Below are 24339 nucleotides of genomic sequence, written 5' to 3' on the forward strand. Positions count from 1 at the left end.
TTTCCTGTCGGTGATGCGTTTCGCCGGTGGGCGGAACTCCGTCTACGGTATTCGCCTGACCTGGGACGTGCATACATCTTGCAGTCCTCACTCAGACTGTGTCGGGCGACCGGTCAGCGAAGCTGGGCGATGTGCCGGACGGCTGTGGTGAGATTCTGCACGCGCTGCTCATAGCGGGCGGCCACCGCGACCACGATGACGCCGGCGATGCCGAGCCACAACCACCATTCGACCGCCCGACCGACCTGCTCCAGAAGCGGCCACGTCTGCACGAGGAGGTGGATCATCACGATGGCGCCGCCCACGACAAAGGGTGCTTGCAGGCGGCGTGCGACCCCGCCGATGAACACCGCGGTCGCACCGAGGCCGACCGCCACAACTCGCCAGAGCTCGGGGTCGATGGACACAGCAACGAAGCTCGGAACGAGCAAGGCGGTAAGCCCCGGTGTCAGCCACCCCAGGCTGCGGGCCGCGTTCCGCAGCTCCAGTTCGAGCGTGCCGATGACGAGCAGGCCGAGTGCGAGGGGCAGCGCGAGCAGTTCCACGGCCTCGACGGCGCCCCCGACGCCCAGAAGGAGTGCCACGATGGCGGCGCCCCCCGCGGTGAGGGCCGTTGTGGCCCCATGACTGCGGGACCGCACGCGCCCGGCTGTGCGCGGCGCACTGGCCCACGCAGCGGCGGCAGTACCGACCAACATGATGACCGTGACAATGCCGACAAGCTGCAGTAGGGGAACCGGCATGCCGTCCCGCGCCGCAGTGAGAACGGCCCAGGTCGCACTCCCCGCAAGGAGCACCTGCGCGAGAACACCGACGACGAGCAGGCCGGGTGCGCGACCGCCCCACCGCCCATCGGACCGCACACGCCCGATCAGAACACCGAGAACGATGAGCGTGGCGATGACACCGACGATGACGCCCCTCAACGGGTGGGCGTCTCCGCTCGCGGCGGCGAGTGGCAGCGCCGAGATGCCGAGTGCGGATGCGACGAGCAGCGCAGGCCCGGACAGCGGGCCGAGCAGAGCCCGTTCGGCGGGGACGCGGCTCAGCAGTGCGGCAACGCTGAGCAGAGCCGCGGAGATGGGGAGGACGTACCACTCGAGTTCGGTGACCGCCTGCTCTGTGAGCAGCCGCCACAGGGCGGCAATGCCGAGCGCGAGCGCCACCCAGCCGACATAGCGGCGAGCGCTGCGCGACGAGAGGAGCCCGTCGCGGCTGATGCTCACGGTGAGCGTTGCGACGCCGGCGACCAGGAGGATGATCGAGCTTGGTCCGGTGGCCGCGGCGACGGCGAGCGCCACGGCAATGATCGCACCGGCCCCGGCATCGATCGAGGCGCGCGTCCGGCCGGCTGTGGTGCCGAGAGCCACGACAGCGGTCACCGTGGCAGCGGCGACCGCGACGAGCGCCCGGTCTTCCCCGGACATAATGAGGTCGGCACTCAGCGCAATCGCGGCGGTCGAGCGATCCGCGAGAATTACCACCGCACCGGGCAGGAGAGCGCCGATAAGCCAGGCGTCCGCGGCCGTGTCGCGGCGGTGCAGTCGCACCGACAGGCCGAGCACGATGAGAAGCGCGGCGACACTTGCCGCGACCGCCACAGCCGGGTCCGCCGCATCCATCACGAGGGCTGCGGCGAGGATGGCGACCGGGAGCGTCGTCGCGAGAAGCGCGCGCGCGTCGGAGAGGCGCACGGTGACCAGCCCGCTCGCACCGATCAGCAGGCCGCAGAGCGCGAGCGTCACCGCGGCCGGTGCCGTCACACCGATGAGGGGCGCGAGATCTCCGGCAAGCACGGGCCCCGTTGCCACGATGAGCAGACTCGCGACGGCGTAGGCGATTCCGCGAGCGAGATGCGATGACGTTGCGGCCACCCCCACCGACACCGTCATCACGGCGACCGCGACACCGAGCACCCAGGCGCCGTCGACCGCGAATCCGAGGGCGGAGGCGATCAGAGCTGCGCCCACGGCAACGATGGCAAGTGTGATTCGCGCCGAGCGCGCGGCACCGTCGTCCGTGGGGCGGGCGGGGAAGAGTGCAAGGAGCGTCGCCGCGCCAATCGCCGCGGTGGACACCCCAACCATCGAGATCGCCCACGTGGGCGCGAGGCTGACGGAAAGGAGGACGGTCGTCGCGGTACCTGCTGCGAGCGCTGGCGCGCGCCCCGCCCGCGCGAGAGTGCCGGTGCGCCACCACACGATGCCGGCGGCCAGCAGGGCCGCAGCGAGCACTCCGAGCGCCGTCGGGATGAGCGGGTTTCCCGACCCCACGGCGGTGCTGGGGGCTGCGGCTGCCTCGAACAGGCCCCACGTCATCGCGCGGATGACGCTCTCGAGGGGAAGACTCGCCACCGCAAGCGCGACGAGTCCCGCGGCGACAGCGGCGGCGATCGCGGCGGAATACACCGGGAGCGCGGAGACACGACGCCGCATCCGAGGGGCCGCAACGTCCGCACAGAGCGCGAGGCTGACGGGGGCGAGCAGGGCGACAGCGAGGAGCACGTGGTCGTCACGCACCGACTCCGCGGCCAGAGCGAGCGCCACCACCATGCTGAGGGTCGCGAGCGCCGCGACGACAGCGCCGTAGGGGGAGTTGGTGCGGTCCGGGCTCGTCGTCGGCATCGATCCGATCACGAGGATGGCGCCGATGGCGATTGCGAGGTGCGCGACCCCCGCGGCGACCGCCCACCACCACCCCTCGTTCACGAGCTGGCTGATGCCGACGAGCAGGGGAAGTGCTGTCAGCGGCACGACCGCTGTGCTGATCACCGACACGGCGACGCGCACAACGGCGCTGTGCGTCTCGGCCAGAGCACGGGCGCCGAGGACGGCGACCACGACAGCGACGGCCGACGCCGTGAGAGACGCGATCACCGCGTCCGCTCCAGAGACCAACGCCGAGGTCGCCTCGACAGCGATCAGCGCGGCGCCGATCGGTGCGGCGATGGTTGCGAGCAGAAGCGGGCTGCGGTGCCGACCCAGCCACGCCCAGGTTCCGGCGACCACGGCCACGGAGGTGAGAGCCCACCCCCAGTACGTCACCGAGTCGGTTCCCCCGAGCCCGAATGCGTCGGTCTGACGGACCGCCCACGCGTCCAGCACGAGAACGACAGAGCCGAGGGCAGCGAGCCCCTCTGCCGTCGAGCTGAGCCCCCGCCGCGCGACGACAGTCGCCGCGACGATCGTGGCGAGAGTCGCGGCCCCGATGATGAGCGTGCGGACACCCATGCCGTACGCGACGAAGGCATAGACGACGCCGAACACCGCGAACACGCTTAAGAGGGAGATGCCGATGACGATGAGAGCGATCTGGATTCCGGACCGGCCGTGGCGCGCGGGCGACGGCTCGGACGCCGGTGTCGGCGCCTGCCACGGAACTACGACCGGAGAGGGCTGTGGTGGCGCCGGTGCGGCACTGCCGCGGGTTTCGCGTCGGATACGGCCGATCAGGCCGAGCCGCGTATCGAGCGCGTCGGCGATCGATGCCGACACCGCGGCTAAGTCAGCGGCCGCGGGATGCCGCAGATCGAGCCCACACGAGGTGCACACGACCGAGCGCAATGGCTGGAGGCAGGCGGGGCACTGGGTGGTCGTACGAAGGTCGAGAGGGCTCCGGGGGAAGACCACGACACCCGCGGCGGCGACGTCGGCCGGATCGGGTGGGCTCGCGCTGACGCTGTCCATACCGCCACACGCTAGCGCTGTGCGCGACCAGAACTCAGCATTCGTCGTGTCGCTGTGGGGGATGGCGGCCTGTGGAGAACCGGGACTGTCGGAACGTGTCGCGGCGGGTCTCCGCCGCCGACCGGGAGCACAATGACCCTGTGCCTGCCGAGTCTGACCCCTTCGTCGCGGTGTACTCCGAGTATCTGAGGCCGATCAGCGCGTACCTCGCGCGACGCGTCGACCGCGACCAGGTCGAGGATCTCGCCGCTGACGTCTTCGCCATCGCGTGGCGAAAGCGCGACAGCGTGACGCCGGGAGAGGAATTGCCCTGGCTTTACCGCATCGCCTCCTTCACGGTTGCCAACCACCGTCGTCGCCTCGCCTCGCGTACCTCGCTGCTAGCGCGATTGACGACGCAGGATTCTGCACCATCGGCGGAGGACATCGTCGTCGCGGATGCGGCGCTCGCCGATGCGTGGAGGCAGTTGTCCGCCCGTGACCGCGAGATACTCGCGCTCGGCGTCGTGGAAGGCCTTGGCGCTCAGGATGTGGGCATCGCGCTGGGGATAAGCGCGAATGCTGCGAGTATCCGGCTGCATCGTGCCCGGGCCCGGCTCGCCGCAGCGCTGGCAGAAAAATCTGACACCGCGTGAAAGATCTGCCCTGCTCATGACGTAGACAGGGTATGAACAACAATCAGGACGATCTCGACGGCCGTCTCACGCGTTCGCTCGCGGTCGGCGCCCCCGACCTCTCGAGCGACATCGTCACCGGCGCACCGGGCCGCAGAGCCCCGCGCATGGTCAACCGCGGCCGAGTGGCGCAGGTCGCCGCGGGGTCCCTCACCGCGGTCGCCGCCGTCTCGGTCGGCGCGCTCGTCATCGGCGGTTCCCTCACCGGCACACAGCCGCCCCTGTTTGTCGCCGCGTCCGGCGGGGATTCCCGCATCGCCGGCGCCGAAGCTGCCACCAGCTTCGACTCCATGCCCATGCCCTGGGTTCAGTACGAGTACGTCGCGGGCGACGGGTTGTCCGGCTCCGGAGGAACCGGAGCGGTGTACCAGCTTCAGCGAACGGGAACGCCGGATGACGTCCTCCGCGCCGTCGCAGCGCAGTTCGGCGTCGGGGGTAGCCCCGAACGTTCGGAGTGGTACGACGAGACCTATCCCAGCTACGTCGTGGGGCCAGAAGATGGCAGCGCGCCCGTTGTCACCCTCAGCTGGATCGGCACGGGTAACTGGTGGTACTCCAACCCATTGCCCTACGTCGAGAACCCGCCGCAGCCCAGCCTCGCGCCGACAGGCTCCGAGGCGCAGTCGCTCGCCGCCGAGATCTTCGCCGCCGGAGGGCTCACGATCGATCCCGCCGCCATCACCCTGTGGGAAGACGACTGGCAGACGACCGCCACGGGGCACCTTGTCGTGAACGGACAGCGCACCGCCCTGGAATGGGCCGTTTCGTGGGCGCCGACCGGCGACATTCAGTGGGCGAGTGGACACTCCATCGAGGTCGTCGATCGCGGCTCATTCGGTACGGTGTCCGCGCGCGACGCGGTGGACCGACTGGATGACTGGCGCTGGAGCGCCGCGCCGGGCCCCGACTACCAGGGCGACATGGCATTCATTGCGGCGGACGCCTCGGCATCCAGCGGAATGGCACGCAGCGAGGTAGAGCTCGTCGAGCCCCAGGAGCCAAGCGAGGAGCTCGTCGCCCCGGATCTGGGTGACGGATCGGCGGAGCCGCTTCCGGGTGAGCCCGGCGGCCCGCCCGTGACAGTAGAGCCGGGAGACGACGGTGCAGAGCCCCTGCCCCAGCCGGAACCGGCGCCTGAACCGATGCCCGTGCCAGAACCCGAGCCGCTGCCCGAGCCGGAGGTCGTCACCGTCACGGTGGACGCCGCGGAGTCGACGCTGCTGCTCATGTGGGATGCGGACGGCAACGCGTGGCTGGTCCCCGGGTACGCCGTGGAGATGCCGGACGGCTGGTTCGCGGCGGTGGTGTCACTGGTCGAGGGAGTTATCGCCCTTCCCGAGCCCATCGAGTACGGCATCATGCCGATCGAGGAGCCAGGCGGTACCGAGGAGGACCTGCAGTACGACCGCTGACGCGGTGACATCGCGCCCGCATCCTCTCGGTCTCACGGTCGGGAGGATGCGGGCGCCGCGCGCGCCGGGCGCAAATAATCCGCTCGTCTGACAGGCTCGACCCATGACCCTCGCCGCGCACAACGGCTCACCGCCGATGAGGGTATCGCTGACCCGCCTCCTGGCCGAGCGACCAAGCCTCGGGTGGCTCTTCTTCGCGGCGGGCGTCGTGACGGTGTACCTGGTGAGCTTGCCCGCCATTCTCTTCCGCCCCACCGGGATTGAGTGGGCGATCTGGTGGCCAGCCGTGGGTATCGCCGTCGGATTGGTGATCCGGGCTCCGCGGCGAGCGGTCCCCGTCGCGCTGCTGATCCTCACCGCGGTATTCCTCGTGGTGCAGTTCTCGGCCGGTCGACCACCCGAGCTGGCCATTCCTTTCGGCGTGGCCGCTGGCCTCGAAGTTGCGGTCGTCGCGCTGATTCTGCGGGGCGGTCGCGAGCGTGCGCTGCACGTGTCGCGGGTATCCGATCTCGCGCGACTGCTCCTCGCCGCCGTGGCGGGCGCGGCCGTCCTCACGGTGATCGCCTCAGCCGCGATCGCGACGCAGGTATCGCTGGATGCGGTCGTCGAGTACCTACAGACGAGCGTTCTTGCCCACATCATCGGGGTCATCGTCGTAACGCCCCTGTTCTTTGATCACGGCCGCACGTCTCTCAGGGGGCGCGAGCGCGAATTCGTCCTGCAGGTGGTGAGCGTTATCGGAACCATCGCGGTGATCGCGGCCGCCGCATCCATCGGTCTGCCGCTGGCATTCCTGCTTCTCGGGCCGCTCGTGTGGGGCGCCGCGCGGTTCAGCGGTCGCATCGTGATCGTGCAGTTCCTCGTTGTCATGCTCGTCGTGTCCGAATTCGGCGAGGAAACGGGTGGCCTCATCTCCGTTGACGGGGTGCAGTCGCAGCTCAGCGCCTTCATGGTGGAGCTCTTCGTGCTCTCCTCGGGTGTCGTGATTCTCGCCGTGCTCGCCCTCGCTGGTAGCCAGCGCCGCGTGCTCCGACTCTCGTCGGCCGCGATTGCCGCATCCCTTACGGGCTTCGCCGATTTGCGACTTCGCGGCGGCCAGTGGTCGGTGACGGCCATCAACGACGCGGCCCGGCTCAGCTTTGGCTCGGAGGAGAGACCGGTCGAGGCGATCTTCGAACGCGAGAGTGTCGCCGCTCTCGCCGCGATCGCCGCCGACCTCTCTGAGCAGGCCGCCTCCCTCGGCGGGCTCGCGCGGCTCACCACGCTCGACGAGCGCATCCTCGAGACCACGGTGTCTCCGCTGCTCGACCCCGACAGAGGCGCGGGGGACGACGACGACCGCCGCTACTCTCTGCAGTTCCTCGACATCACTGACTCTCTGCGCCTCGCCCGCGCCGAGGAAGAAGAATTGCAGCGCGCGGCCGAGATGCAACGGGCTCTGCTGCCCGATCAGCCTCCCGCCGTCGAGGGATGGCAGGTAGCCGGAGCGTGCCTTCCTAGCCGCGACGTCGGCGGGGACTTCTTCAGCTGGTCGACGCAGTCAGGCGCACTGTCGATCACCCTGGGTGATGTGATGGGCAAGGGCCTGGGAGCGGGCGTGATGGCGGCCTCGCTCCAGATGGCGATCCGGCTGCAGCCGCCGACCGCATCACCCGGCGCCGTGCTCACTCGGTCGGCACGCGCGGTAGCGGACCAGTTGGAACGCGCCTCCACCTTTGCCACCGTCGTGCACGCTCGGATCGACACGGTGACGGGGGTCGTGGAGTATGCCGACGCCGGCCACGGGCTGACGCTCATCGTTCGAACCGGCGGCGGCTACGAGCGATTGGCCAGCACGAGCCTGCCCCTTGGCGTCGACGAGGACGAGGTGTGGCTCGACTCGCGAGCGACACTGGGAGCGAGCGACGTCCTGCTGAGCATCAGCGATGGAGCCCTCGACGCGTTTCCCGACTCTGCCGATCCGCTCGCGGATGTTGCAGCGCTCGTGGCGACGGCGGAAAGTGCACAGGATGCGGTCGATGCGGTTCTGGGGCTGTCGCGTCTTCCTGGCATCGCCGACGACATCACGGTTGTCGCAGTGCGGCGGAGCGCCTAAGACGTCATATCTGGAGGGGATGACGGGAATCGAACCCGCACCATCAGTTTGGAAGACTGAGGCTCTACCATTGAGCTACATCCCCGCGGCGGGCGTGCGAACCCGCGCAGTGCACCAGCGTAGCGCACCCAGAACCACGGTCGGCGGTCGCACGCGGCAACTCGGCTAGACTCGCTACGGCCATTTTTCGTCCGCGACCGTTCGTCGTGACGCGCGCATGGTCACGGTCACGGTCGCGGGGCGTAGCTCAGCTTGGTAGAGCGCCCGCTTTGGGAGCGGGAGGCCGCAGGTTCAAATCCTGTCGCCCCGACCAGGCCCCAACACGTCCACACACCCAGGAGATCCCCTTTGGTCCAGTCCACGGTCGAGAAGCTCAGCCCGACGCGCGCGAAGCTCGTCATCACGGTTACCCCCGATGAGCTGAAGCCCAGCATCGAGCACGCGTACAAGCACATCGCCGAGTCGGTCACGATTCCCGGCTTCCGCAAGGGCAAGGTGCCGCCGCCCATCATCGACCAGCGCGTCGGCCGCGCCGAGGTGCTGAACCACGCCGTCAGCGAGGGCCTCGACGGCTTCTACCGCGCCGCGGTCACCGAGCAGGGCATCCGCGCCCTCGGTCGCCCATCGGCCGACGTGACCGCCTGGCCGAACGAGAAAGACTTCTCGGGCGACCTCGAGGTCACCGTCGAGGTAGATGTTCGCCCCGACTTCGACCTGCCGGCGTACGAGAACGAGACGGTCACCGTCGAGGCGGCCGAGGTCACCGACGAGGAGGTCGACGCCGAGCTCGAGAACCTGCGCACGCGCTTCGGCACGCTCGTCACCGTTGACCGTCCGGCCAGCAAGGGCGACTTCGTGCAGCTCGACCTGGTCGCGACCGTCGGCGGCAACACCGTTGACAGTGCCAACTCCATTTCGTACGAGGTCGGCTCGGGCGAGCTGATCGACGGCATCGACGAGGCGGTCGACACGCTGACCGCCGGCGAGTCGACCACCTTCGAGTCGAAGCTGCTCGGCGGCGACCACGAGGGCGAGACGGCTCAGATCGAGGTGACCGTGCAGTCGGTGAAGGAGCGCGAGCTTCCCGAGGCCGACGACGACTTCGCGCAGATTGCGAGCCAGTTCGACACGATCGGCGAGCTGAAGGACGACATTCGCGAGCAACTCGCTCAGCGCAAGTCGTTCGGTCAGGGCGCCGAGGCGCGCGAGAAGCTGCTCGAGTGGATGCTCGGCCAGGTCGAGATTCCCGTGCCCGACACGCTCATCGAGGATGAGGTGCACCGTCACCTCGAGAACGAGAACCGTCTGGAGGACGACGAGCACCGAGCCGAGGTTCAGGTCTCGACCCGCAAGACCTTCACGACGCAGATCCTGCTCGACGCGCTCGCCGAGAAGGAGGAGGTGAAGGTCAGCCAGGACGAGCTGACCCAGTTCCTCATCCAGGGCGCGCAGCAGTACAACATGGAGCCGGGCGAGTTCATCAAGATCCTCGACCAGAACGGCCAGATCCCCGGCATGGTCGGCGAGGTCGCCCGCTCGAAGGCGCTGTCTGTCGCGCTCAGCAAGGTGACCGTCGTCGACACCGCCGGCAACGCCGTCGACCTGTCGCGCTTTACTGCCGCGGCGACCGCTCCGGTCGGCGACGGCGTCGTCGAGGGCGACAACGACGCGCACGAGGGTCACGACCACTAAGCGTTCCGCGATCGGGGTGCCCCGTGCATCCCGAATCGACCGGGCCCGCATCCGTCCAGGGTGCGGGCCCGTCGTCGTTTCCTGAAGACCAGCCGACACCCGCTCTGCCCATGGCGAACACGGCCGGGCAGGGGCATAGCGGTCGCGTAGATTCGGTTGCACAGAGACGACCCCAAGGAGCTTTCTCAATGGCCGAACCGGCACTGCCCAACAACGTCTTCGACAAGCTGCTGAAAGACCGCATCATCTGGCTCGGCTCGGAGGTGCGCGACGAGAACGCCAACGAGATCGCGGCGAAGCTGCTCTTGCTCGCGGCCGAAGACCCCGAGAAGGACATCTACCTCTACATCAACTCGCCCGGTGGCTCGATCACGGCGGGCATGGCCATCTACGACACGATGCAGTTTGTGCCGAACGACATCGTCACCGTCGGTATCGGCATGGCCGCCTCCATGGGGCAGTTGCTGCTCACGGCCGGCACGAAGGGCAAGCGGTACATCACGCCGAACGCGCGCGTGCTGCTGCACCAGCCGCACGGCGGCTTCGGCGGTACTTCCAGCGACATCCAGACGCAGGCCGCGCTCATCAACGACATGAAGCGTCGCCTCGCCGCGATCACGGCCGACGCGACCGGCAAGACGGTCGAGCAGGTCATGGAAGACGGCGACCGCGACCGCTGGTTCACCGCCGACGAGGCGCTCGAGTACGGCTTCGTCGACCACATCCGCGCCTCGGCGAGCGATGTCGTCGGCGGCGGCGGCACCGAGCACGCGAAGTAACCCGGCCGGTACAGAAGAGACATAAAGGACTGATCATGCAGATGCCCACCGCCGGAATTCCCGCGCACCTCATGCCGCAGAGCCGCTACATCCTGCCGAGCTTCGAAGAGCGCACCGCCTACGGCTACAAGCGCCAAGACCCGTACGCGAAGCTGTTCGAAGACCGCATCGTCTTCCTCGGCGTGCAGGTCGATGACGCGAGCGCCGACGACGTCATGGCCCAGCTGCTCGTGCTCGAAAGCCAAGACCCCGAGCGCGACATCGTGATGTACATCAACTCGCCCGGTGGCTCGTTCACCGCGATGACGGCGATCTACGACACGATGCAGTACATCCGCCCGCAGATTCAGACGGTTGTGCTCGGCCAGGCCGCATCGGCCGCGGCCGTGCTGCTCGCCGCTGGCTCGCCCGGCAAGCGTCTCGCGCTGCCGAACGCCCGCGTGCTGATCCACCAGCCCGCCACGGGTGACGCGGGTCGCGGCCAGGCCTCCGACATCGAGATTCAGGCCAAAGAGATCGCGCGCCTGCGCGAATGGCTGGAAGAGACGCTGTCGAAGCACTCGAACAAGTCAATCGAGGAAGTGCACAAAGACATCGACCGCGACAAGATCCTCATCGCGCAGGAGGCGCTCGAGTACGGCCTCATCGACCAGGTGCTCACGAGCCGCAAGACGCAGCCGGCGCTGACGGCCAGCTAGCGCTTCGCTACGAACGCGAGCCCCGCATCCGAATAGTGGATGCGGGGCTCGCGTCGTCAGAGACCGTTACGCGCGGCGGCGGCGCGCGTACACAATGCCGCCGACGGTCGCGGCAACCAGCGCGAGTACGCCAAGGCCGATGCCGACGGCAAGGCCCGTGGGGATGCTCGTGGTGGCGGACGCATCGTCGGTCGCGGGGGAGTCCGTTTCGCCGGGCTCAGGCGTCGGCTCCACGGTCGCCCCTGGTTCGACGACCTCGGGCTCGGGGGTCGCCTCTGGCTCGCTGCCGGGCGCGGGGTCGCCACACACGAGCGGCGCCTCGCTGCCCGGCGTGATGGTCGCGGCGGGATCCGGTTGGTAGTCGAACTGGTAGGTGCCCGACAGGGTGTGGCTGTCGGCCGAGATGAACTGATACGACACGGTGTAGGTGCCGGTGTCGCCGAGCCAGGCACCCATGCTCATGCCGACGCCGTCGACGACGAGGCATCCGTCGCCATAGAACAGTCCTTGTTCATCGGTGACCTGCAGCGCGAAGCCGGTGGCGTCGCCGGCGATGTCGAGCAGGTTCTCGTTGGTGAGAATCTCGAAACGCTCCGGCGGGAGGGTGACGGTTGCGCCCTCTCCGGGGTTTGTCGACACGACGAAGTTGTGGGCGGTCGCGGGCAGCGCCGGCGCGAGAGCCAGTAGGCCCGCGGCGGCAATCGCGGTCGCGGCGAGCGAGCGAGATCGCCGTGGAGTGCGTGTGCGGGGTGATGTGGTGCGTGAGTACGTCACGAAAGTGCCTCCTTGGTAAACAAACACGGTAGGGGAGGCGGTCGAAGGCCCCGGTGTGAGACCTTTCGACCACCTCCGAATCGGGTGCTACGCCGTCGCGCGACGGCGGACGCTCCACAGGCTCACGCCCAGAGCGCCAGCGCCGAGCGCCAGACCGCCCCCTCCGACCACGCGCGCGAAAACGTCGTCATCGGTCGCCGCGCCGGTTTCGCTGGCACCGTGTCCGTGGGCGTCGCCGGTCGCAGCCGTCACGGTGAAGGCGGGGACGTCGTCGCCCACCCACTCAGCAGTGCCCTCGGTGCAGGTCTGCACGGTGGGGAATTCGAGGCTCTCCCCTTCCGCGTCGTCCGGCACCCGGAACGATAGCTCGAACACGTCGCGCAGATCGGCGGCGAGCGGCTCGGCGATCGCCGTGTAGACGACGGCCGTGACCCGGTTCGGGTCGGCGGCATCCTCGAACTGCTTCTCGACACTCCAGTTGGGGTTCACCGTCGGCGTGACCGATGGCACCGACTCGGGCATCGAGATCGTCACGACCTCGGTGGGTGATGCCTCACAGCCATGAGGAACCGAGAACGCGACAACCGTGTACGAGCCTGCGGCGGTCGATGTGGCGCTTGCCGAGACATGGGCGCTGGCGGATAGCGGCGCCGCGAGGGCGAGCCCTGCTCCGGCGAACACGGCCGCGGTCGCCATTCCGAGACGGGATGCGCGAGCGGGAGTAGAGGAACGAACAGTGGACATGGTGAAACCTTTCTCGTCGGTAGGGGCGAACGCGCGACGCGCGCGTTCGCGGGCGACCGCTCGCAGCGCGAGCGCTCGCCACCCGCGGCCTCAGAGGGAGACCGTGCGGGTGGAGGTGACGAGAGAGGTCGGAGGGCCGCGCCTCGGATGGACGGCGACGGCGACGGCTGAAGGTGCCGGTCGGTGAGCTGCGGCGGGATGCGCGGGACGGGTCGACGGAGCTGCCAGCGCGATCGGCGTGGCACCGAACACGATCAGGATGCTGTGGGCGACGCTGGCGAGTGCGCGTACGATCGCGGCGCGCCCGTACATGAGGGTGGCGAACGCAACGACCGCCGCACCGGCGTGGGAGGCAAGCATGGGCGCGGCGCTCAGCGCGGCGATGGCTGGGGGAGCGTCAATAGCGATCCCCGCCACACCGTGGTGAGCGTGTCCCCCCGAGGGGGTGGGCGAACCGGCGTGTCCGAAGAAGGAGAACAGGCCGTGGAAGATCGCCTGGTCGATGAGGACGCCGGCGGCCGCTCGACCGGCCGTCAGTCGGCGACCGATGACGAGCATCCCGAGGGGGACGCCGACGAGAAGTGCGGCCACAAGTGCGGGCGCGGAGGCGATGCCCCCGCCGGCCAGACCGTGGGCAGTCGCGGCTGCGGTGATGGCAACGACGGCGACAACTGCAGACGATGCGACGCGAAGGCGCCGGGCTCGCATACGTTCGTCGATCATCATCGCCCTCTCAGCGTAGGTCACGCGCTGTGCGTGTCCCTGCGAGTGATTCGCGGCTGTCGCCCGCCAGGTTTGGTCGGTCTCGTCGCTTCGTGTTTATGTTCGGGCGACGCGCCCGGGGGAGAGCGCGTGCGCGAACGTCCGCGCTGGGGGTTAGGCTCGACCCACACCGTTCGCGGTACGGAAGGGAGGCGCTCATGGCTCGAATTGGTGAGAGCGCCGACCTGCTCAAGTGCTCGTTCTGCGGCAAGAGCCAAAAGCAGGTGCAGCAGCTGATCGCGGGCCCGGGCGTCTACATCTGCGACGAGTGCGTCGAGCTCTGCAACGAGATCATCGAAGAGCGCCTCGCAGAATCGGGCGAGGCGGCGTCTGCCGACTTCGAGCTGCCGAAGCCGCGCGAGATCTACTCCTTCCTCGGCGAATATGTCATCGGCCAGGAGGCAGCAAAGCGCGCACTGTCGGTGGCCGTCTACAACCACTACAAGCGCATTCGCGCCGGGCAGACGATTCAGCCGGCCGACCAGAAGGCCGACGACGTCGAGATCGCGAAGAGCAATATTTTGCTCATCGGCCCGACCGGGTGTGGCAAGACCTACCTCGCCCAGACGCTGGCGAAGCGCCTCAACGTACCGTTCGCCGTCGCCGACGCCACCGCCCTCACCGAGGCGGGTTACGTCGGTGAAGACGTCGAGAACATTCTCTTGAAGCTCATCCAGGCCGCCGACTACGACGTCAAGCGTGCCGAGACGGGCATCATCTACATCGACGAGGTCGACAAGATCGCCCGCAAGGCCGAAAACCCGTCGATCACCCGCGACGTGTCGGGTGAGGGCGTGCAACAGGCGCTGCTGAAGATTCTTGAGGGCACGGTGGCGAGCGTTCCCCCGCAGGGCGGGCGCAAGCATCCCCACCAAGAGTTCATTCAGATCGACACGACGAACGTGCTGTTCATCGTTGCGGGCGCCTTCGCCGGCCTCGAAGACATCATCAGCCAGCGGGCCGGCAAGCGCGGCATCGGCTTCGGTGCACCCTTGCACGACAAGTCGAAAGAGCTCGACCTGTTCAGCGAGGTGCTACCCGAAGACCTCCACAAGTTCGGGCTGATCCCCGAATTTATCGGGCGCCTTCCCGTCGTCACGACCGTGTCGCCCCTCGACCGAGACGCGCTCATCGACATCCTGACCACTCCGCGCAACGCGCTGATTAAGCAGTACCAGCGCATGTTCGAAATCGACGGCGTCGAACTCGAGTTCTCACAAGAGGCGCTCGACGCCATCGCCGACCTCGCGGTGCTGCGCCAGACCGGCGCTCGCGGCCTGCGCGCGATCCTCGAAGAGGTGCTCGGGCCCATCATGTTCGACGTGCCGAGCGACGACGACGTGCAACGCGTGATCGTCACCCGCGAGGCCGTCATCGACAATGCAGCGCCGACCATCGTGCCGCGCCGGCCCGCCCGTCGCGAGAAGTCGGCCTAACGACTCCCGGGCATCCGCCCACTCTCTCCCGGCGCACGCCTCAGCGCGTGATACGGCCGACAAGCTTGGCGGTAGCCTGCGTGATCTGCGCTTGCACGGCATCCGTGGACACCGACGCCTCACCGTCACCGAACTGCGTGCCATAGTCGCCGAACAACGAATGGTTCGCGCCTTCAATAGTGACCGTGACGGTGTCATCGGGCAGCAGATTCGCCCGCTCAGCGATGTCCTCGGGTGTTCTGATGCGGTCGTTGCTCGCGACCAACGATGTAACGGCGAGCGTGGAGGTCGACAGATCGCTGGCGCAGTGGCTGCCGAGCAGCAACAGCCCGGCCACGTCCGGGGCGGCGTGAACACCATGTTCGCTTCCCGCCGCCAGCGCCCACTCGCAGGCGAGCGTGCCGCCAGAGGAGTGCCCTCCGACAATCCAGCGGCCGATCTCCGGCGCCTCCGCTGTAAACGCTTCGAGGGCTCGAGACTCGAGAGCCGGCAGGTTGAGGGCCGGGCGGATGATGACGACCGTCGTCCCCGTGGTGGCCACGATCCCGCTCAACTTGTAGAGGTAGGCCGACGACTCAACCCGAGCCGAGGGAACGAACACGAGCCCAATCCCCTCACCCTCTCCGCCCCCGATGGTCGGCCGGATCACGAACGCTCGGTCGGTGCCGGTGATCTCGATGGCGTTGCTACGCCAGGCCGCGAGGAACGGGTCGGCGTCGGCCCGGTACGGAGTGAATGCGTACAGCAAGAAGCCCGCGACGACAAGGCCGAGCAGCGCGAGTGCCGCGCCGACAACGATGAGTGCACGGCGGGCGCGAGCGGGCATGGTTCGAGTGAACGCGATGGGGGAAGGTCGCCGCAACGGGACCGTCGAAGTCTCAGCCTGCCGCCACACTTCTCACAGTGATCGCTGGCGGGTGATCAGGCTCGGGGGATACGCTTCGGCCATGTCGGACACGCTGCGTTCCCGCCTCCGGGCCCTGCCCGATTTCCCCGACGAGCTGCCGGTCTTCGACCGCGCTCACGTCCCCGACGACCCGCAAATTCTCTTCCTGCAGTGGCTCGATGACGCTCTGTCGCACGGACTCCTCCAGCCCCACGCCTTCACCCTGTCGACCTCCGGCCCGACCGGGCACGTCACCGCCCGCACCCTCATTCTAAAAGACCTTGACCGCGGGCAGTGGATCTTCGCCGGTGCCCGCTCGACCCGCAAGGGCATCGACCTGGCCGCGAACCCGAGCGCCGCCATGACGTTCTTCTGGCCCCAGCGTGGCCGTCAAGTGCGCGTGACCGGCGAGGTGGAAGAACTGCCCGCCGACGTTGCCGCCGCAGACTGGCGCGCCCGCCCCGAGACCGGCGACGACGTGAACCCCGACTGGGCGGCGTGGGCACTCACCCCCAGCGAGATCGAATTCTGGCAAGCCCGGCGCGACCGCGATCACGTGCGCCACTGGTACCGCTACGGCAGCTGACCAGCCCTTTTCTTCTTCCGCGGCCAGCGCGCTCTGACGAGATCGCCGCTAGCCACGCCCGCCTACTCGCGCGCCAGAAAATTGTTCTTGACATCGTTCGTGACTTCATTCTACGTTTTGTTTAGTCCTGAACTAAGGGGAGAACAATGGCGATCCGCCCCACGGCCCGCACCGACGTGACCCGCTCGGCGGTGCTCGCGCACCTCGGTGCTCACGGGCCCGCGTCGCGCGCGGACCTCGCCCGCAACCTCTCCGTCTCCCCGGCCCTCATGACCCAGCTCACAAAAGACCTGCTGGGCGACGGACTCATCCGAGAGCTTGCCGAAACCCGCTCGCAGGGCGGCCGCCCCGCACGGATGCTCGGCCTCGTCCAGAGCGCCGGTCGCGCCGTTGGCGTGAAGGTGGCCGCTGACCACCTTGCCCTCGTCGAGGTCGGCATCGACGGCGCGGTCTCCCGCGCTGAGAGCGTCGCGTTCGACGCCTCGAGCGCGACCATGCTGAGCGACCTGGCCGCGAGCATCCGCGCGTTCATCGGTAGCCGTAGTGCGACCCCGCTGCTCGGCATCGGCGTTGGGGTTCCCGGTGATGTCGACCGGCAGGGCACCGGCGTCGTGCATTCGGCGCAGCTCGGCTGGCAGAACACCCCGCTCGGCGACGTGCTGCGTCGCGAGCTCGGCCTACCGGTGCTCGTCGAGAACAACGTGACGGCCCTCGCCATCGCCGAGCGCCTCCACGGCGTGGGGCGTCAGCACGAGAACTTCCTCGTCGTCACGATCGGCACCGGCGTCGGCGCGGCGATCGTGGTTGACGGCTCGGTCGTGCGCGGTGCACGCGGGGGAGCGGGCGAGATCGGGCACCTGCCCGTCGTCGACGGCGGCCCCCGCTGCCGCTGCGGCAACGCGGGGTGTCTGGAGGCGATGGTCGGCGAAGACGCGCTCGTCGCCCGCGGCCGCGAGCGCGGCGTCATCGGCGGCGCCGACGGCATCGAGCAGCTGCGAGACGCGGCCGACCGCGGTGACAGCGCCGCGACCGCAATCTTCGGAGAGGCTGGACACACCCTCGGCCGCGCGCTCGCCGGCCTTGTGCACACGCTCGACCCCGAGATCGTCATCGTGCTCGGAGAGGGCACGGCCGCATGGCAGCACTGGTCGTTCGGCTTCGAGCCCGCCTTCCGCGCCTCCCTGATGCCCTCCCGCCGCGGGGTACCCGTTGCCGTCGAGACGTGGCAAGACGAGAGCTGGGCGCAGGGCGCCGCGGCCCTCGTCATCTCGACCCCCTTCGACGCCGAGGGCGTCGCCGGAGAGCAGGGCACCGAGGTGCGCCGCCGCCTCGTCGAGCAGGCCGGGGGCAGCGACTCATGACGAGCATCCTGCCGCTGACCGAGCCAGCGATTGCCGCGCGCGCCGCGACTGACAGCGACGACACGTCGGCTCATCCGGGCGCGCCACGCCGGACCGCTCGAGGTTCCCGCGCCCGCCGCGTGCGCTACGCGCTCACCGTTCTCGTGTTTCTGCTGCCGAGCGCGATCCCGCTCACGCTGTTCGTGCTCACCCCGATGGTCAGCGCCGCCTGGATCAGTCTGCACGACTGGAACCTGCTCAGCCCCATGACGTTCGTCGGGCTCGACAACTTCGCGGGCCTCATCACCGACCCCGACACCGCGCGCGTCTTTGGCAACACGGTGTACTACATCGTTGGCTACCTGCCGCTCGTCTACATCGGCGGTCTCGCCCTAGCCCTCGCCCTCAACCGCGCCATGCGCGGCCGGAACCTCCTGCGCGGCATCTACTTCCTGCCCGTGGTTACCAGCTGGATTGTTGTCGCAATCGTCTGGCGGTGGCTCCTCGCTCCTGAGAACGGCGTTGTCAACGGCGTGCTCGGCTTCTTCGGCATCGACGGGCCGGGATGGTGGACCGATCCGAGCTGGTCGATGCCGTCCATCATCCTCGCGAGCGCGTGGAAAGACCTCGGCTTTGTCATGGTGATCCTGCTCGCGGGCCTGCAGTCGATCAACACCGACCTCTACGACGCCGCCAAGGTCGACGGCGCGGGGCCGTGGCGACGCCTTATCAGCGTCACCCTCCCCATGCTCAGCCCCAGCACGTTCTTCGTCGTCGTCATCTCGCTCATCAACGGCTTCCAGGTCTTCGACCAGGTGTACGCGATGACGGGTGGCGGGCCGGCCGGCTCGAGCCAGGTCGTCGTCGGCGAGATCTACGACCTCACCTTCCGCTACGGCTCGGCAGGCGAGGCGAGCGCCCTCTCCTGGATGCTCTTCGTCGTGATTCTCGCCGCCACCGTCGTGCAGGTCATCGGCCAGAAACGGTGGGTGCACTATGCGTGAGGTATCCACCCGCAGCCGCGCCCCGCGCATCCTGATCGCCGGTGTGCTCGTCGTCGGCGGGCTCGCGATGATGTTCCCGTTCGTCTGGACGGTCGTCACCTCGCTCACGCCCGGCGCGAACCTCGGCAGCCCCATTCGGCTGTGGCCCGAGAACCCGTCGCTCGGGGCGTACGAGATTCTCTTCACCGAGCGGCCGTTTGCGCGGGTCGTGATGAACAGCCTGATGCTCGCTGCCATCACCACGATCGTGCAGCTATTCACGAGCGCGACCGCGGCCTACGCGTTCAGTCGCCTGCCGTTCCGCGGCCGCGGCATCGTGTTCGCCGTGTACCTCGCGACGATGATGATCCCGCTGCAGGTGCTCATCGTGCCGCTGTTCGCCCAGCTGCGCACGTTCGGGCTGCTGAACACCTACCTCGGCGCGCTCTTGCCGACCTTCGCCACCGCGTTCGGCATCTTCCTGCTGCGCCAGGCCATCAACCAGGTGCCGCGCGAGCTCGACGAGGCGGCCACGCTGGATGGTGCCGGGCACTTCCGGATCTTCGCCACGATCATCCTGCCGAACATCAAGCCGGCGCTCGCGACGCTGACGATCTTCGCCTTCATGGGCAGCTGGAACAGCTTCCTGTGGCCGCTGATCGTCTTACGCGACCCCAACCTGCAGACGCTGCCCATCGCCCTCTCGGGGCTGCAGGGCCAGTACACGACCGCGTGGGACGTGGTCATGGCCGGGAGCGTCATCAGCGTGCTGCCCATGCTCGCCATCTATCTGTTCGCCCAGAAGTACATCATTCAGGGCGTCGCCAGCTCGGGGATCAAGTAGCCCCCGGGAATCACCCCAACCGATCCGCACCACCGGAACCGCAGTATCAAAGGAGATATCACCCCATGAAGCGCACATTCCGCCTCGCCGTCGGCATTGCCGCCGTCGGTGCCCTGGCACTCACCGGCTGCGCCGCCGAGGCGCCCACCGACCCGGCAACCCCGGGCGGCGAAACGCCCACCGAGAACGTCACCATCACGTACACGAACTTCATCTCGAACGGCGGCAACGAAGAGAACCTTCAGGTCATCGTCGACGCCTTCGAAGACGAAAACCCGGGCATCACCGTCGATGTCACGACGCTGCCGTACGGCGACTACGGCACGGCGCTGCAGACCGACCTCGCGGCCGGAACGGTAAGCGACGTGTTCGACATCGAGTACGCGAACTACCGCGCCTACCAGGAAAGCGGAGTGCTCGCGCCACTGGAGGTGTCGAACCCCGGCGCGTACCGTCCGTCGCTGCTCGAGGCATACTCGACCGACGGCCAGTCGTACGCCCTGCCGAGCTCGTTTTCGACCGTCGTGATGTTCTACAACGCCGACCTCTTCGACGAGGCCGGACTCGACTACCCCACGAGCGACTGGACGTGGGCTGACGAGCAGGCCGCCGGCGAGGCGATCGGCGCCCTCGGCGACGACATCTGGGGCAGCCACCAGCCGGTGTCGTTCTTCGAGTACTACAAGGTGCTCGAGCAGAACGGCGAGTCGTTCCTCAATGACGACAACACCGCGGTCGCCTTCAACACCCCGGGCGGCATCGAGGCCGCCGAGTGGCTGACCGGCAAGAGCGGCACGCTCATGCCGACCATTGAAGCCGGTCAGGGCACGCCCGACTTCGACACAAACCTGTTCCTCGAGGGCCGCCTCGGCATGCTGCACACCGGCATCTGGATGTTCGGCGCCTTCGCCGACGCTCCGTTCGCTTGGGACATCGCCGTCGAGCCGGGCAACACCCAGCAGGCGAGCGCTGTGTTCTCGAACGCGGTCGGCGTCTCGGCGTCGAGCGCGAACATTGAGGCAGCGACTGCGTGGGCGGAGTTCCTCACCTCGTCGCAGACGATGGTCGACATTCGCCTCGACAGCGGCTGGGAGCTTCCGCCGATCGCCGACGACGCGCAGCTCGACGTCTACCTGACGAAGGACAACCCGGCGAACCGCCAGGCGGTCTTTGACTCACTCGACGCCGTCGCGCTGCCCCCCGTCGTGGCGAGTGGCCAGCAGGAGATGCAAGACATCATCGGCGAGGAACTCGTCGAGGCGCAGGCCGGCCGCAAGTCGGTCGCCGACGCCTTGGCGAGCGCCGAAGAGCGCATCAACGCCGCCATCGGCGGCTGACCGGCCTGAGCTCACTCGGGCGGGGCTCGGCCGGACACCCGGCAGGGCCCCGCCCCCGTCACGCCCCGGAGGGCCGACACCATGACCGCACTGACCACCCCGGTCGGCACCGACGCGCTCGCCGACCTCGCGCGCTCGAGCGTTTCGCTCATCACCTCGTTGCAACATCCAAGCGGCGCCTACCCCGCCAGCCCCAGCTTTTCCGCCTATCAGGGCTACAGCTGGTTCCGCGACGGCGCGTTCATCGCCGACGGCGTGAGTAGCGCCGGTGCCGTCGACAGCGCATCCCGCTTTTTCGACTGGTGCCAGCAGATGCTCGTCGAGCGCCGTTCGCGCATCACCGAGATCGTGGAGGCGGCGGCCGCGGGCCGTCCTCTGCCCGACGATCGCATGTTGCCCACCCGCTTCACCATGGAGGGTGCGGAGGGGGACGACGACTGGTGGGACTTCCAGACCGACGGCTACGGTACCTGGGTGTGGGCGGCCGTCGCCCACGCCGAACGCCACGGCCTCGACATCGCGCGCTGGCGTGACGGCATCGCCCTGAGCGTCGACTACCTCGCGGCCACCTGGTCGCGTCCCTGCTACGACTGGTGGGAGGAACACCGCGAGCAGGTCCACGTCTCAACGCTTCTGTGCATCGTGGCGGGCTTGGAGGCGGCCGTTCGCTCGGCCGCGGTTGATGGCGATCGCGCCGACGCTGCCCGTGGGGCCGCCGCGGCCGCGCGTGACCTGGTCACCCGGCGTGGCGTGCACGACGGACACCTCAGTAAGTGGCTCGGGTCGACCGATGTCGACGGGTCGCTGTCGGCGGCCATCGCGCCGCTGGGCGTCATTGACGCGACGAGCCCGCTCGGCCGCGCGAGCATCCGCGCAGTCGACGACGCGCTCGACGTTGAGGGAGGCGTTCACCGCTTCTCGTTCGACACGTTCTACGGTGGCGGCCAGTGGCCACTGCTGAGCTGCATGCTCGGGCTGGCATACGCCGCAGCGGGCGACCGCCCGGCCGCGCTCGCGCGCCTTCAGTGGGCGGCCCGCACGGTCACCCCCGAGGGTTACCTGCCCGAGCAGGTGCCCGATCACCTGCTGGCGCCCGAGCGTCGCGCCGAGTGGGTGGAACGCTGGGGCGGCGTCGCCACCCCGCTGCTGTGGAGCCACGCGATGTTCGTGCGCCTCGCTGTTGAACTCGGCGTCATCACGCCCGAGGCCGCAGGGGAGGGGGCATGATTCGGCACCGCCCCTCCGGCAGCGGTCACCCGTACTCGGTCGACACCGAGCAGCGCGACCCGGTCGACCCGGTCGCCGGGTCGCCGCTGACACTGGGCGTGCGCGTCACTCCCGACGTCGATCAGGTGACGATGCACTGGGATGACGGCGACGGCGTCACCACCCACGCCCTGACCCGCACCCAGCGCCGCTCGCGCGGCCAGACGGTCGACGGCGGGCACCTTGCGAGCGCGCAGGCACGTGTGGCCCGCGCGGCCGGCGGTTTCTCGGTCACGCTCGATGGGCTTGCCGCGGGCACCCACGCTCGCTACCGCTTCGTCGGCGGCCCCGACAGCGCACCCGAGTCGCAGCGCACCCGCTGGTTTGCGGTGCGCGTCGCCGGCTGGCGCGCCGCCGCAGACGACACGGTCGCCGCCGATCAGGCCGTGGGGCTCGTGCCCGGCAGCGTCGAGGTGCTCGACGACGGCGAGCGCCTCCTGCGGGTGCGCTTCGCTCTCGCGCTCGCCGACGGCGAGAAGGTCGCCGGCTTCGGGGAGCGTTTCGACGCGCTCGACCACCGTGGCGCATCCCTCGACTCGGTCGTCTTCGAGCAGTACAAGTCGCAGGGCGCTGAGCGCAAGACCTACCTGCCGATGCCCTTCGCTCACGTCGTGGGTGGCCGGGGCTGGGGCTTCCACGTGCGCGCGAGCCGTCGCGTGTGGTTCGACGTGGGCCAGACGCGGGGCGACCGCCTCGTGATCGAGGCCGAGGTCGACGCGCAGAGCACCGCATCCGGCGTTCTGTCGGTCGTCGGCTACGAGGGCGATCCGCACGCCGTGCTCGACGCGTTTCTCGCCGAGGTGGGCCGGCCCGAGCAGCTGCCCGACTGGGTGCTGCGCCTCTGGGCGAGCGGCAACGAGTGGAACACGCAGACGGAAGTCATGCGGCAGGTTGACCTGCACCGCGAGCACGACATCCCCGTGGGTAGCGTCGTCATCGAGGCGTGGAGCGACGAGAGCACCTTCCACGTCTGGCGGGATGCGCAGTACACGCCGCGCGAGGACGGCGCGCCGATGCGGCTGGCCGACTTCACCTTCCCCGCCGACGGCGCCTGGCCCGACCCCAAGGGCATGGTCGACGAGCTGCACGCGCGCGACGTGCGGTTGCTGCTGTGGCAGATTCCGCTCATCAAGATGCGACCCCACCCGCGCGGGCAGACCCGCCACGACGCGGACGCGGCTGTCCGCGAGGGCGTGTTGATTCGCGAGCCCGGCCCCGACGGTCGGCTACGCCCCTACCGCAACCGCGGCTGGTGGTTCCCGCTCGGACTCATGCCCGACCTGACCGACGAGCGCGCTGCCGAGTGGTGGACGAACAAGCGCCGCTACCTCGTTGACGAGCTCGGCATCGACGGCTTCAAGACCGACGGCGGTGAGCACGCTTGGGGTCGAGAGTTGGCCTACCTCGACGGGCGCCGTGGCGACGAGGCGAACAACACCTTCCCCGTCGCCTACGCGAAGGCATACGGCGACCTGCTGCGCCGAGCCGGGAAGGCGCCGGTGACGTTCTCGCGGGCGGGCTTCACCGGCTCGCAGAGCCACGGCGCGTTCTGGGCGGGCGACGAGAACTCGACGTGGGAGGCGTTCCGCTGGTCGCTGTTCGCGGGGCTGAATGCCACCGCGAGCGGCATCCTCTACTGGGGGTGGGATGTCGCGGGCTTCAGCGGCGAGATCCCGACTGCTGAGCTGTACCTGCGCTCGATGGCGGCGGCGACGTTCGTGCCGATCATGCAGTACCACTCCGAGTTCAACCACCACCGCACGCCCAGCCGCGACCGCACGCCGTGGAACATTGCCGAGCGCACGGGCGACGACCGCGTCCTTCCCGGTGTGCGGCGCCTCGTGCACCTGCGCGAGCGTCTCGTGCCGTACCTCTCCGCCGAGAGCGCGTGGGCGATCGGGCAGGGAACGAGTCTCATGCGGCCGCTGTTTTTCGACTGGCCAGACGACGAGGCGCTCTGGGCGCACCCACTGCAATGGATGCTCGGCCGCGACATTCTCGTCTCGCCGGTCACCGACGAGGGCGCCACGACCCACACGGCGACTCTTCCCGCGGGCGACTGGGTGCACGCCTTCACGGGGGAGCGGGTCGGGGGCGGCGCCGACACCCGGGCTGTTCCGTGGGACGAAGTGCCGGTGTACGTGCGCGCCGAGGCATGGCCGGCCCTGGCGGAGGTGTTCGGTTCGTAATTCAGGAAGCCGGCGCTCCAATCGGGCTCTTCGCAGTTGACGGTGTAGACGTCCGGGCCGCGTCGTTGCCGGGGTAGGGGTCGAGGTCTTCCAGGATGGAAGTTCCTACGCTCACCGTCCGAAAGACCTCGACGTGCCCAACGCTACCTTCGACGC

At 68.8% G+C, this 24339-nt stretch carries 19 protein-coding genes and 2 tRNA genes; 15 read left to right on the forward strand and 6 right to left on the reverse strand.

What is annotated here, in order from left to right; translation table 11 throughout:
- Positions 1-113: 113 nt before the first annotated feature.
- On the reverse strand, positions 114-3686 hold the full coding sequence (locus EV140_RS12175; protein WP_130284293.1) for an SCO7613 C-terminal domain-containing membrane protein: 3573 nt from the start codon (positions 3684-3686) through the stop codon (positions 114-116).
- A 140-nt stretch (positions 3687-3826) separates the two neighbouring features.
- On the opposite strand from EV140_RS12175, the gene EV140_RS12180 reads away from it, so the two are divergent.
- The 3 genes from EV140_RS12180 (at position 3827) to EV140_RS12190 (ending at position 7867) form a co-directional block, all read left to right on the forward strand.
- Positions 3827-4321 carry an RNA polymerase sigma factor gene (locus EV140_RS12180; protein ID WP_157985659.1) on the forward strand — a complete coding sequence of 165 codons (495 nt, stop codon included), beginning with the start codon at positions 3827-3829 and terminating at the stop codon, positions 4319-4321.
- Positions 4322-4353: 32 nt separating this feature from the next.
- Positions 4354-5772, forward strand: coding sequence for a hypothetical protein (locus EV140_RS12185; protein WP_130284297.1), 1419 nt, complete (start codon positions 4354-4356; stop codon positions 5770-5772).
- A 103-nt stretch (positions 5773-5875) separates the two neighbouring features.
- On the forward strand, positions 5876-7867 hold the full coding sequence (locus EV140_RS12190; RefSeq protein ID WP_130284299.1) for a SpoIIE family protein phosphatase: 1992 nt from the start codon (positions 5876-5878) through the stop codon (positions 7865-7867).
- An 11-nt stretch (positions 7868-7878) separates the two neighbouring features.
- Here EV140_RS12190 and EV140_RS12195 read toward each other — a convergent pair.
- Positions 7879-7952 (reverse strand) — tRNA-Gly (locus tag EV140_RS12195).
- A 151-nt stretch (positions 7953-8103) separates the two neighbouring features.
- Between EV140_RS12195 and EV140_RS12200 the strand changes: the two genes are divergently transcribed.
- The 4 genes from EV140_RS12200 to EV140_RS12215 all read left to right on the forward strand — a co-directional run bounded on the left by EV140_RS12200 (position 8104) and on the right by EV140_RS12215 (position 11036).
- A tRNA-Pro gene (locus EV140_RS12200) sits at positions 8104-8180 on the forward strand.
- Positions 8181-8215: 35 nt separating this feature from the next.
- Entirely contained in the window at positions 8216-9559 is a 1344-nt protein-coding gene (gene tig, locus EV140_RS12205) for a trigger factor (RefSeq protein WP_130284301.1), read from the forward strand.
- A gap of 188 nt (positions 9560-9747) precedes the next feature.
- Positions 9748-10338, forward strand: a complete 591-nt coding sequence (locus tag EV140_RS12210; protein ID WP_096422433.1) for an ATP-dependent Clp protease proteolytic subunit — start codon at positions 9748-9750, stop codon at positions 10336-10338.
- 35 nt (positions 10339-10373) lie between these two features.
- Positions 10374-11036 (forward strand): ATP-dependent Clp protease proteolytic subunit, encoded by a 663-nt coding sequence (locus EV140_RS12215; protein ID WP_130284303.1) that lies wholly within the window; start codon positions 10374-10376, stop codon positions 11034-11036.
- 66 nt (positions 11037-11102) lie between these two features.
- Here EV140_RS12215 and EV140_RS12220 read toward each other — a convergent pair whose 3' ends face one another.
- From EV140_RS12220 to EV140_RS12230, 3 genes are all read right to left on the reverse strand, one after another.
- The gene (locus tag EV140_RS12220) at positions 11103-11810 is read right to left on the reverse strand and encodes a copper resistance CopC family protein (protein ID WP_157985660.1); all 708 of its coding nucleotides are present in this window, start codon (positions 11808-11810) and stop codon (positions 11103-11105) included.
- Between the two features lie 87 nt (positions 11811-11897).
- Entirely contained in the window at positions 11898-12554 is a 657-nt protein-coding gene (locus tag EV140_RS12225; protein WP_130284307.1) for a DUF1775 domain-containing protein, read from the reverse strand.
- Positions 12555-12644: 90 nt separating this feature from the next.
- Entirely contained in the window at positions 12645-13277 is a 633-nt protein-coding gene (locus EV140_RS12230) for a hypothetical protein (RefSeq protein WP_130284309.1), read from the reverse strand.
- A 197-nt stretch (positions 13278-13474) separates the two neighbouring features.
- Here EV140_RS12230 and clpX point away from each other — a divergent pair, with 197 nt between their 5' ends.
- Entirely contained in the window at positions 13475-14752 is a 1278-nt protein-coding gene (clpX, locus tag EV140_RS12235; protein ID WP_130284311.1) for an ATP-dependent Clp protease ATP-binding subunit ClpX, read from the forward strand.
- A 40-nt stretch (positions 14753-14792) separates the two neighbouring features.
- On the opposite strand, the gene EV140_RS12240 is transcribed toward clpX, so the two are convergent.
- A complete protein-coding gene (locus tag EV140_RS12240; protein ID WP_130284313.1) occupies positions 14793-15578 on the reverse strand; it encodes an alpha/beta hydrolase in 786 nt (261 codons plus the stop codon).
- 121 nt (positions 15579-15699) lie between these two features.
- Here EV140_RS12240 and EV140_RS12245 point away from each other — a divergent pair, with 121 nt between their 5' ends.
- The 7 genes from EV140_RS12245 to EV140_RS12275 all read left to right on the forward strand — a co-directional run bounded on the left by EV140_RS12245 (position 15700) and on the right by EV140_RS12275 (position 24183).
- Entirely contained in the window at positions 15700-16224 is a 525-nt protein-coding gene (locus EV140_RS12245) for a pyridoxine/pyridoxamine 5'-phosphate oxidase (protein ID WP_130284315.1), read from the forward strand.
- A 146-nt stretch (positions 16225-16370) separates the two neighbouring features.
- Positions 16371-17585 carry an ROK family transcriptional regulator gene (locus EV140_RS12250; RefSeq protein ID WP_130284317.1) on the forward strand — a complete coding sequence of 405 codons (1215 nt, stop codon included), beginning with the start codon at positions 16371-16373 and terminating at the stop codon, positions 17583-17585.
- Complete coding sequence (locus tag EV140_RS12255; protein WP_130284319.1) at positions 17582-18568, forward strand: carbohydrate ABC transporter permease; 987 nt, start codon at positions 17582-17584, stop codon at positions 18566-18568. The genes EV140_RS12250 and EV140_RS12255 overlap by 4 nt, the downstream gene beginning before the upstream one ends.
- Positions 18561-19391, forward strand: coding sequence for a carbohydrate ABC transporter permease (locus EV140_RS12260; RefSeq protein WP_130284321.1), 831 nt, complete (start codon positions 18561-18563; stop codon positions 19389-19391). The genes EV140_RS12255 and EV140_RS12260 overlap by 8 nt, the downstream gene beginning before the upstream one ends.
- A 65-nt stretch (positions 19392-19456) precedes the next feature.
- Complete coding sequence (locus EV140_RS12265) at positions 19457-20728, forward strand: ABC transporter substrate-binding protein (protein ID WP_130284323.1); 1272 nt, start codon at positions 19457-19459, stop codon at positions 20726-20728.
- Positions 20729-20809: 81 nt separating this feature from the next.
- Entirely contained in the window at positions 20810-21955 is a 1146-nt protein-coding gene (locus EV140_RS12270; protein WP_198674441.1) for a glycoside hydrolase family 15 protein, read from the forward strand.
- A complete protein-coding gene (locus EV140_RS12275) occupies positions 21952-24183 on the forward strand; it encodes a glycoside hydrolase family 31 protein (protein ID WP_130284325.1) in 2232 nt (743 codons plus the stop codon). Before EV140_RS12270 ends, EV140_RS12275 begins: the two co-directional genes overlap by 4 nt.
- Positions 24184-24339 lie beyond the last annotated feature (156 nt).

It is taken from the genome of Microcella alkaliphila (genome assembly GCF_004216855.1).
Classification (GTDB): Bacteria; Actinomycetota; Actinomycetes; order Actinomycetales; family Microbacteriaceae; genus Microcella; species Microcella alkaliphila.

What these genes read in the sequence shown, in the direction of transcription:
- EV140_RS12175 (WP_130284293.1), bottom strand. Translation starts at nt 3,686, where the DNA reads ATGGACAGCGTCAGCGCGAGCCCACCCGATCCGGCCGACGTCGCCGCC.
- EV140_RS12185 (WP_130284297.1), top strand. Translation starts at nt 4,354, where the DNA reads ATGAACAACAATCAGGACGATCTCGACGGCCGTCTCACGCGTTCGCTC.
- EV140_RS12190 (WP_130284299.1), top strand. Translation starts at nt 5,876, where the DNA reads ATGACCCTCGCCGCGCACAACGGCTCACCGCCGATGAGGGTATCGCTG.
- EV140_RS12210 (WP_096422433.1), top strand. Translation starts at nt 9,748, where the DNA reads ATGGCCGAACCGGCACTGCCCAACAACGTCTTCGACAAGCTGCTGAAA.
- EV140_RS12215 (WP_130284303.1), top strand. Translation starts at nt 10,374, where the DNA reads ATGCAGATGCCCACCGCCGGAATTCCCGCGCACCTCATGCCGCAGAGC.
- EV140_RS12225 (WP_130284307.1), bottom strand. Translation starts at nt 12,554, where the DNA reads ATGTCCACTGTTCGTTCCTCTACTCCCGCTCGCGCATCCCGTCTCGGA.
- EV140_RS12230 (WP_130284309.1), bottom strand. Translation starts at nt 13,277, where the DNA reads ATGATCGACGAACGTATGCGAGCCCGGCGCCTTCGCGTCGCATCGTCT.
- clpX (WP_130284311.1), top strand. Translation starts at nt 13,475, where the DNA reads ATGGCTCGAATTGGTGAGAGCGCCGACCTGCTCAAGTGCTCGTTCTGC.
- EV140_RS12240 (WP_130284313.1), bottom strand. Translation starts at nt 15,578, where the DNA reads ATGCCCGCTCGCGCCCGCCGTGCACTCATCGTTGTCGGCGCGGCACTC.
- EV140_RS12245 (WP_130284315.1), top strand. Translation starts at nt 15,700, where the DNA reads ATGTCGGACACGCTGCGTTCCCGCCTCCGGGCCCTGCCCGATTTCCCC.
- EV140_RS12250 (WP_130284317.1), top strand. Translation starts at nt 16,371, where the DNA reads ATGGCGATCCGCCCCACGGCCCGCACCGACGTGACCCGCTCGGCGGTG.
- EV140_RS12255 (WP_130284319.1), top strand. Translation starts at nt 17,582, where the DNA reads ATGACGAGCATCCTGCCGCTGACCGAGCCAGCGATTGCCGCGCGCGCC.
- EV140_RS12260 (WP_130284321.1), top strand. Translation starts at nt 18,561, where the DNA reads ATGCGTGAGGTATCCACCCGCAGCCGCGCCCCGCGCATCCTGATCGCC.
- EV140_RS12265 (WP_130284323.1), top strand. Translation starts at nt 19,457, where the DNA reads ATGAAGCGCACATTCCGCCTCGCCGTCGGCATTGCCGCCGTCGGTGCC.
- EV140_RS12270 (WP_198674441.1), top strand. Translation starts at nt 20,810, where the DNA reads ATGACCGCACTGACCACCCCGGTCGGCACCGACGCGCTCGCCGACCTC.
- EV140_RS12275 (WP_130284325.1), top strand. Translation starts at nt 21,952, where the DNA reads ATGATTCGGCACCGCCCCTCCGGCAGCGGTCACCCGTACTCGGTCGAC.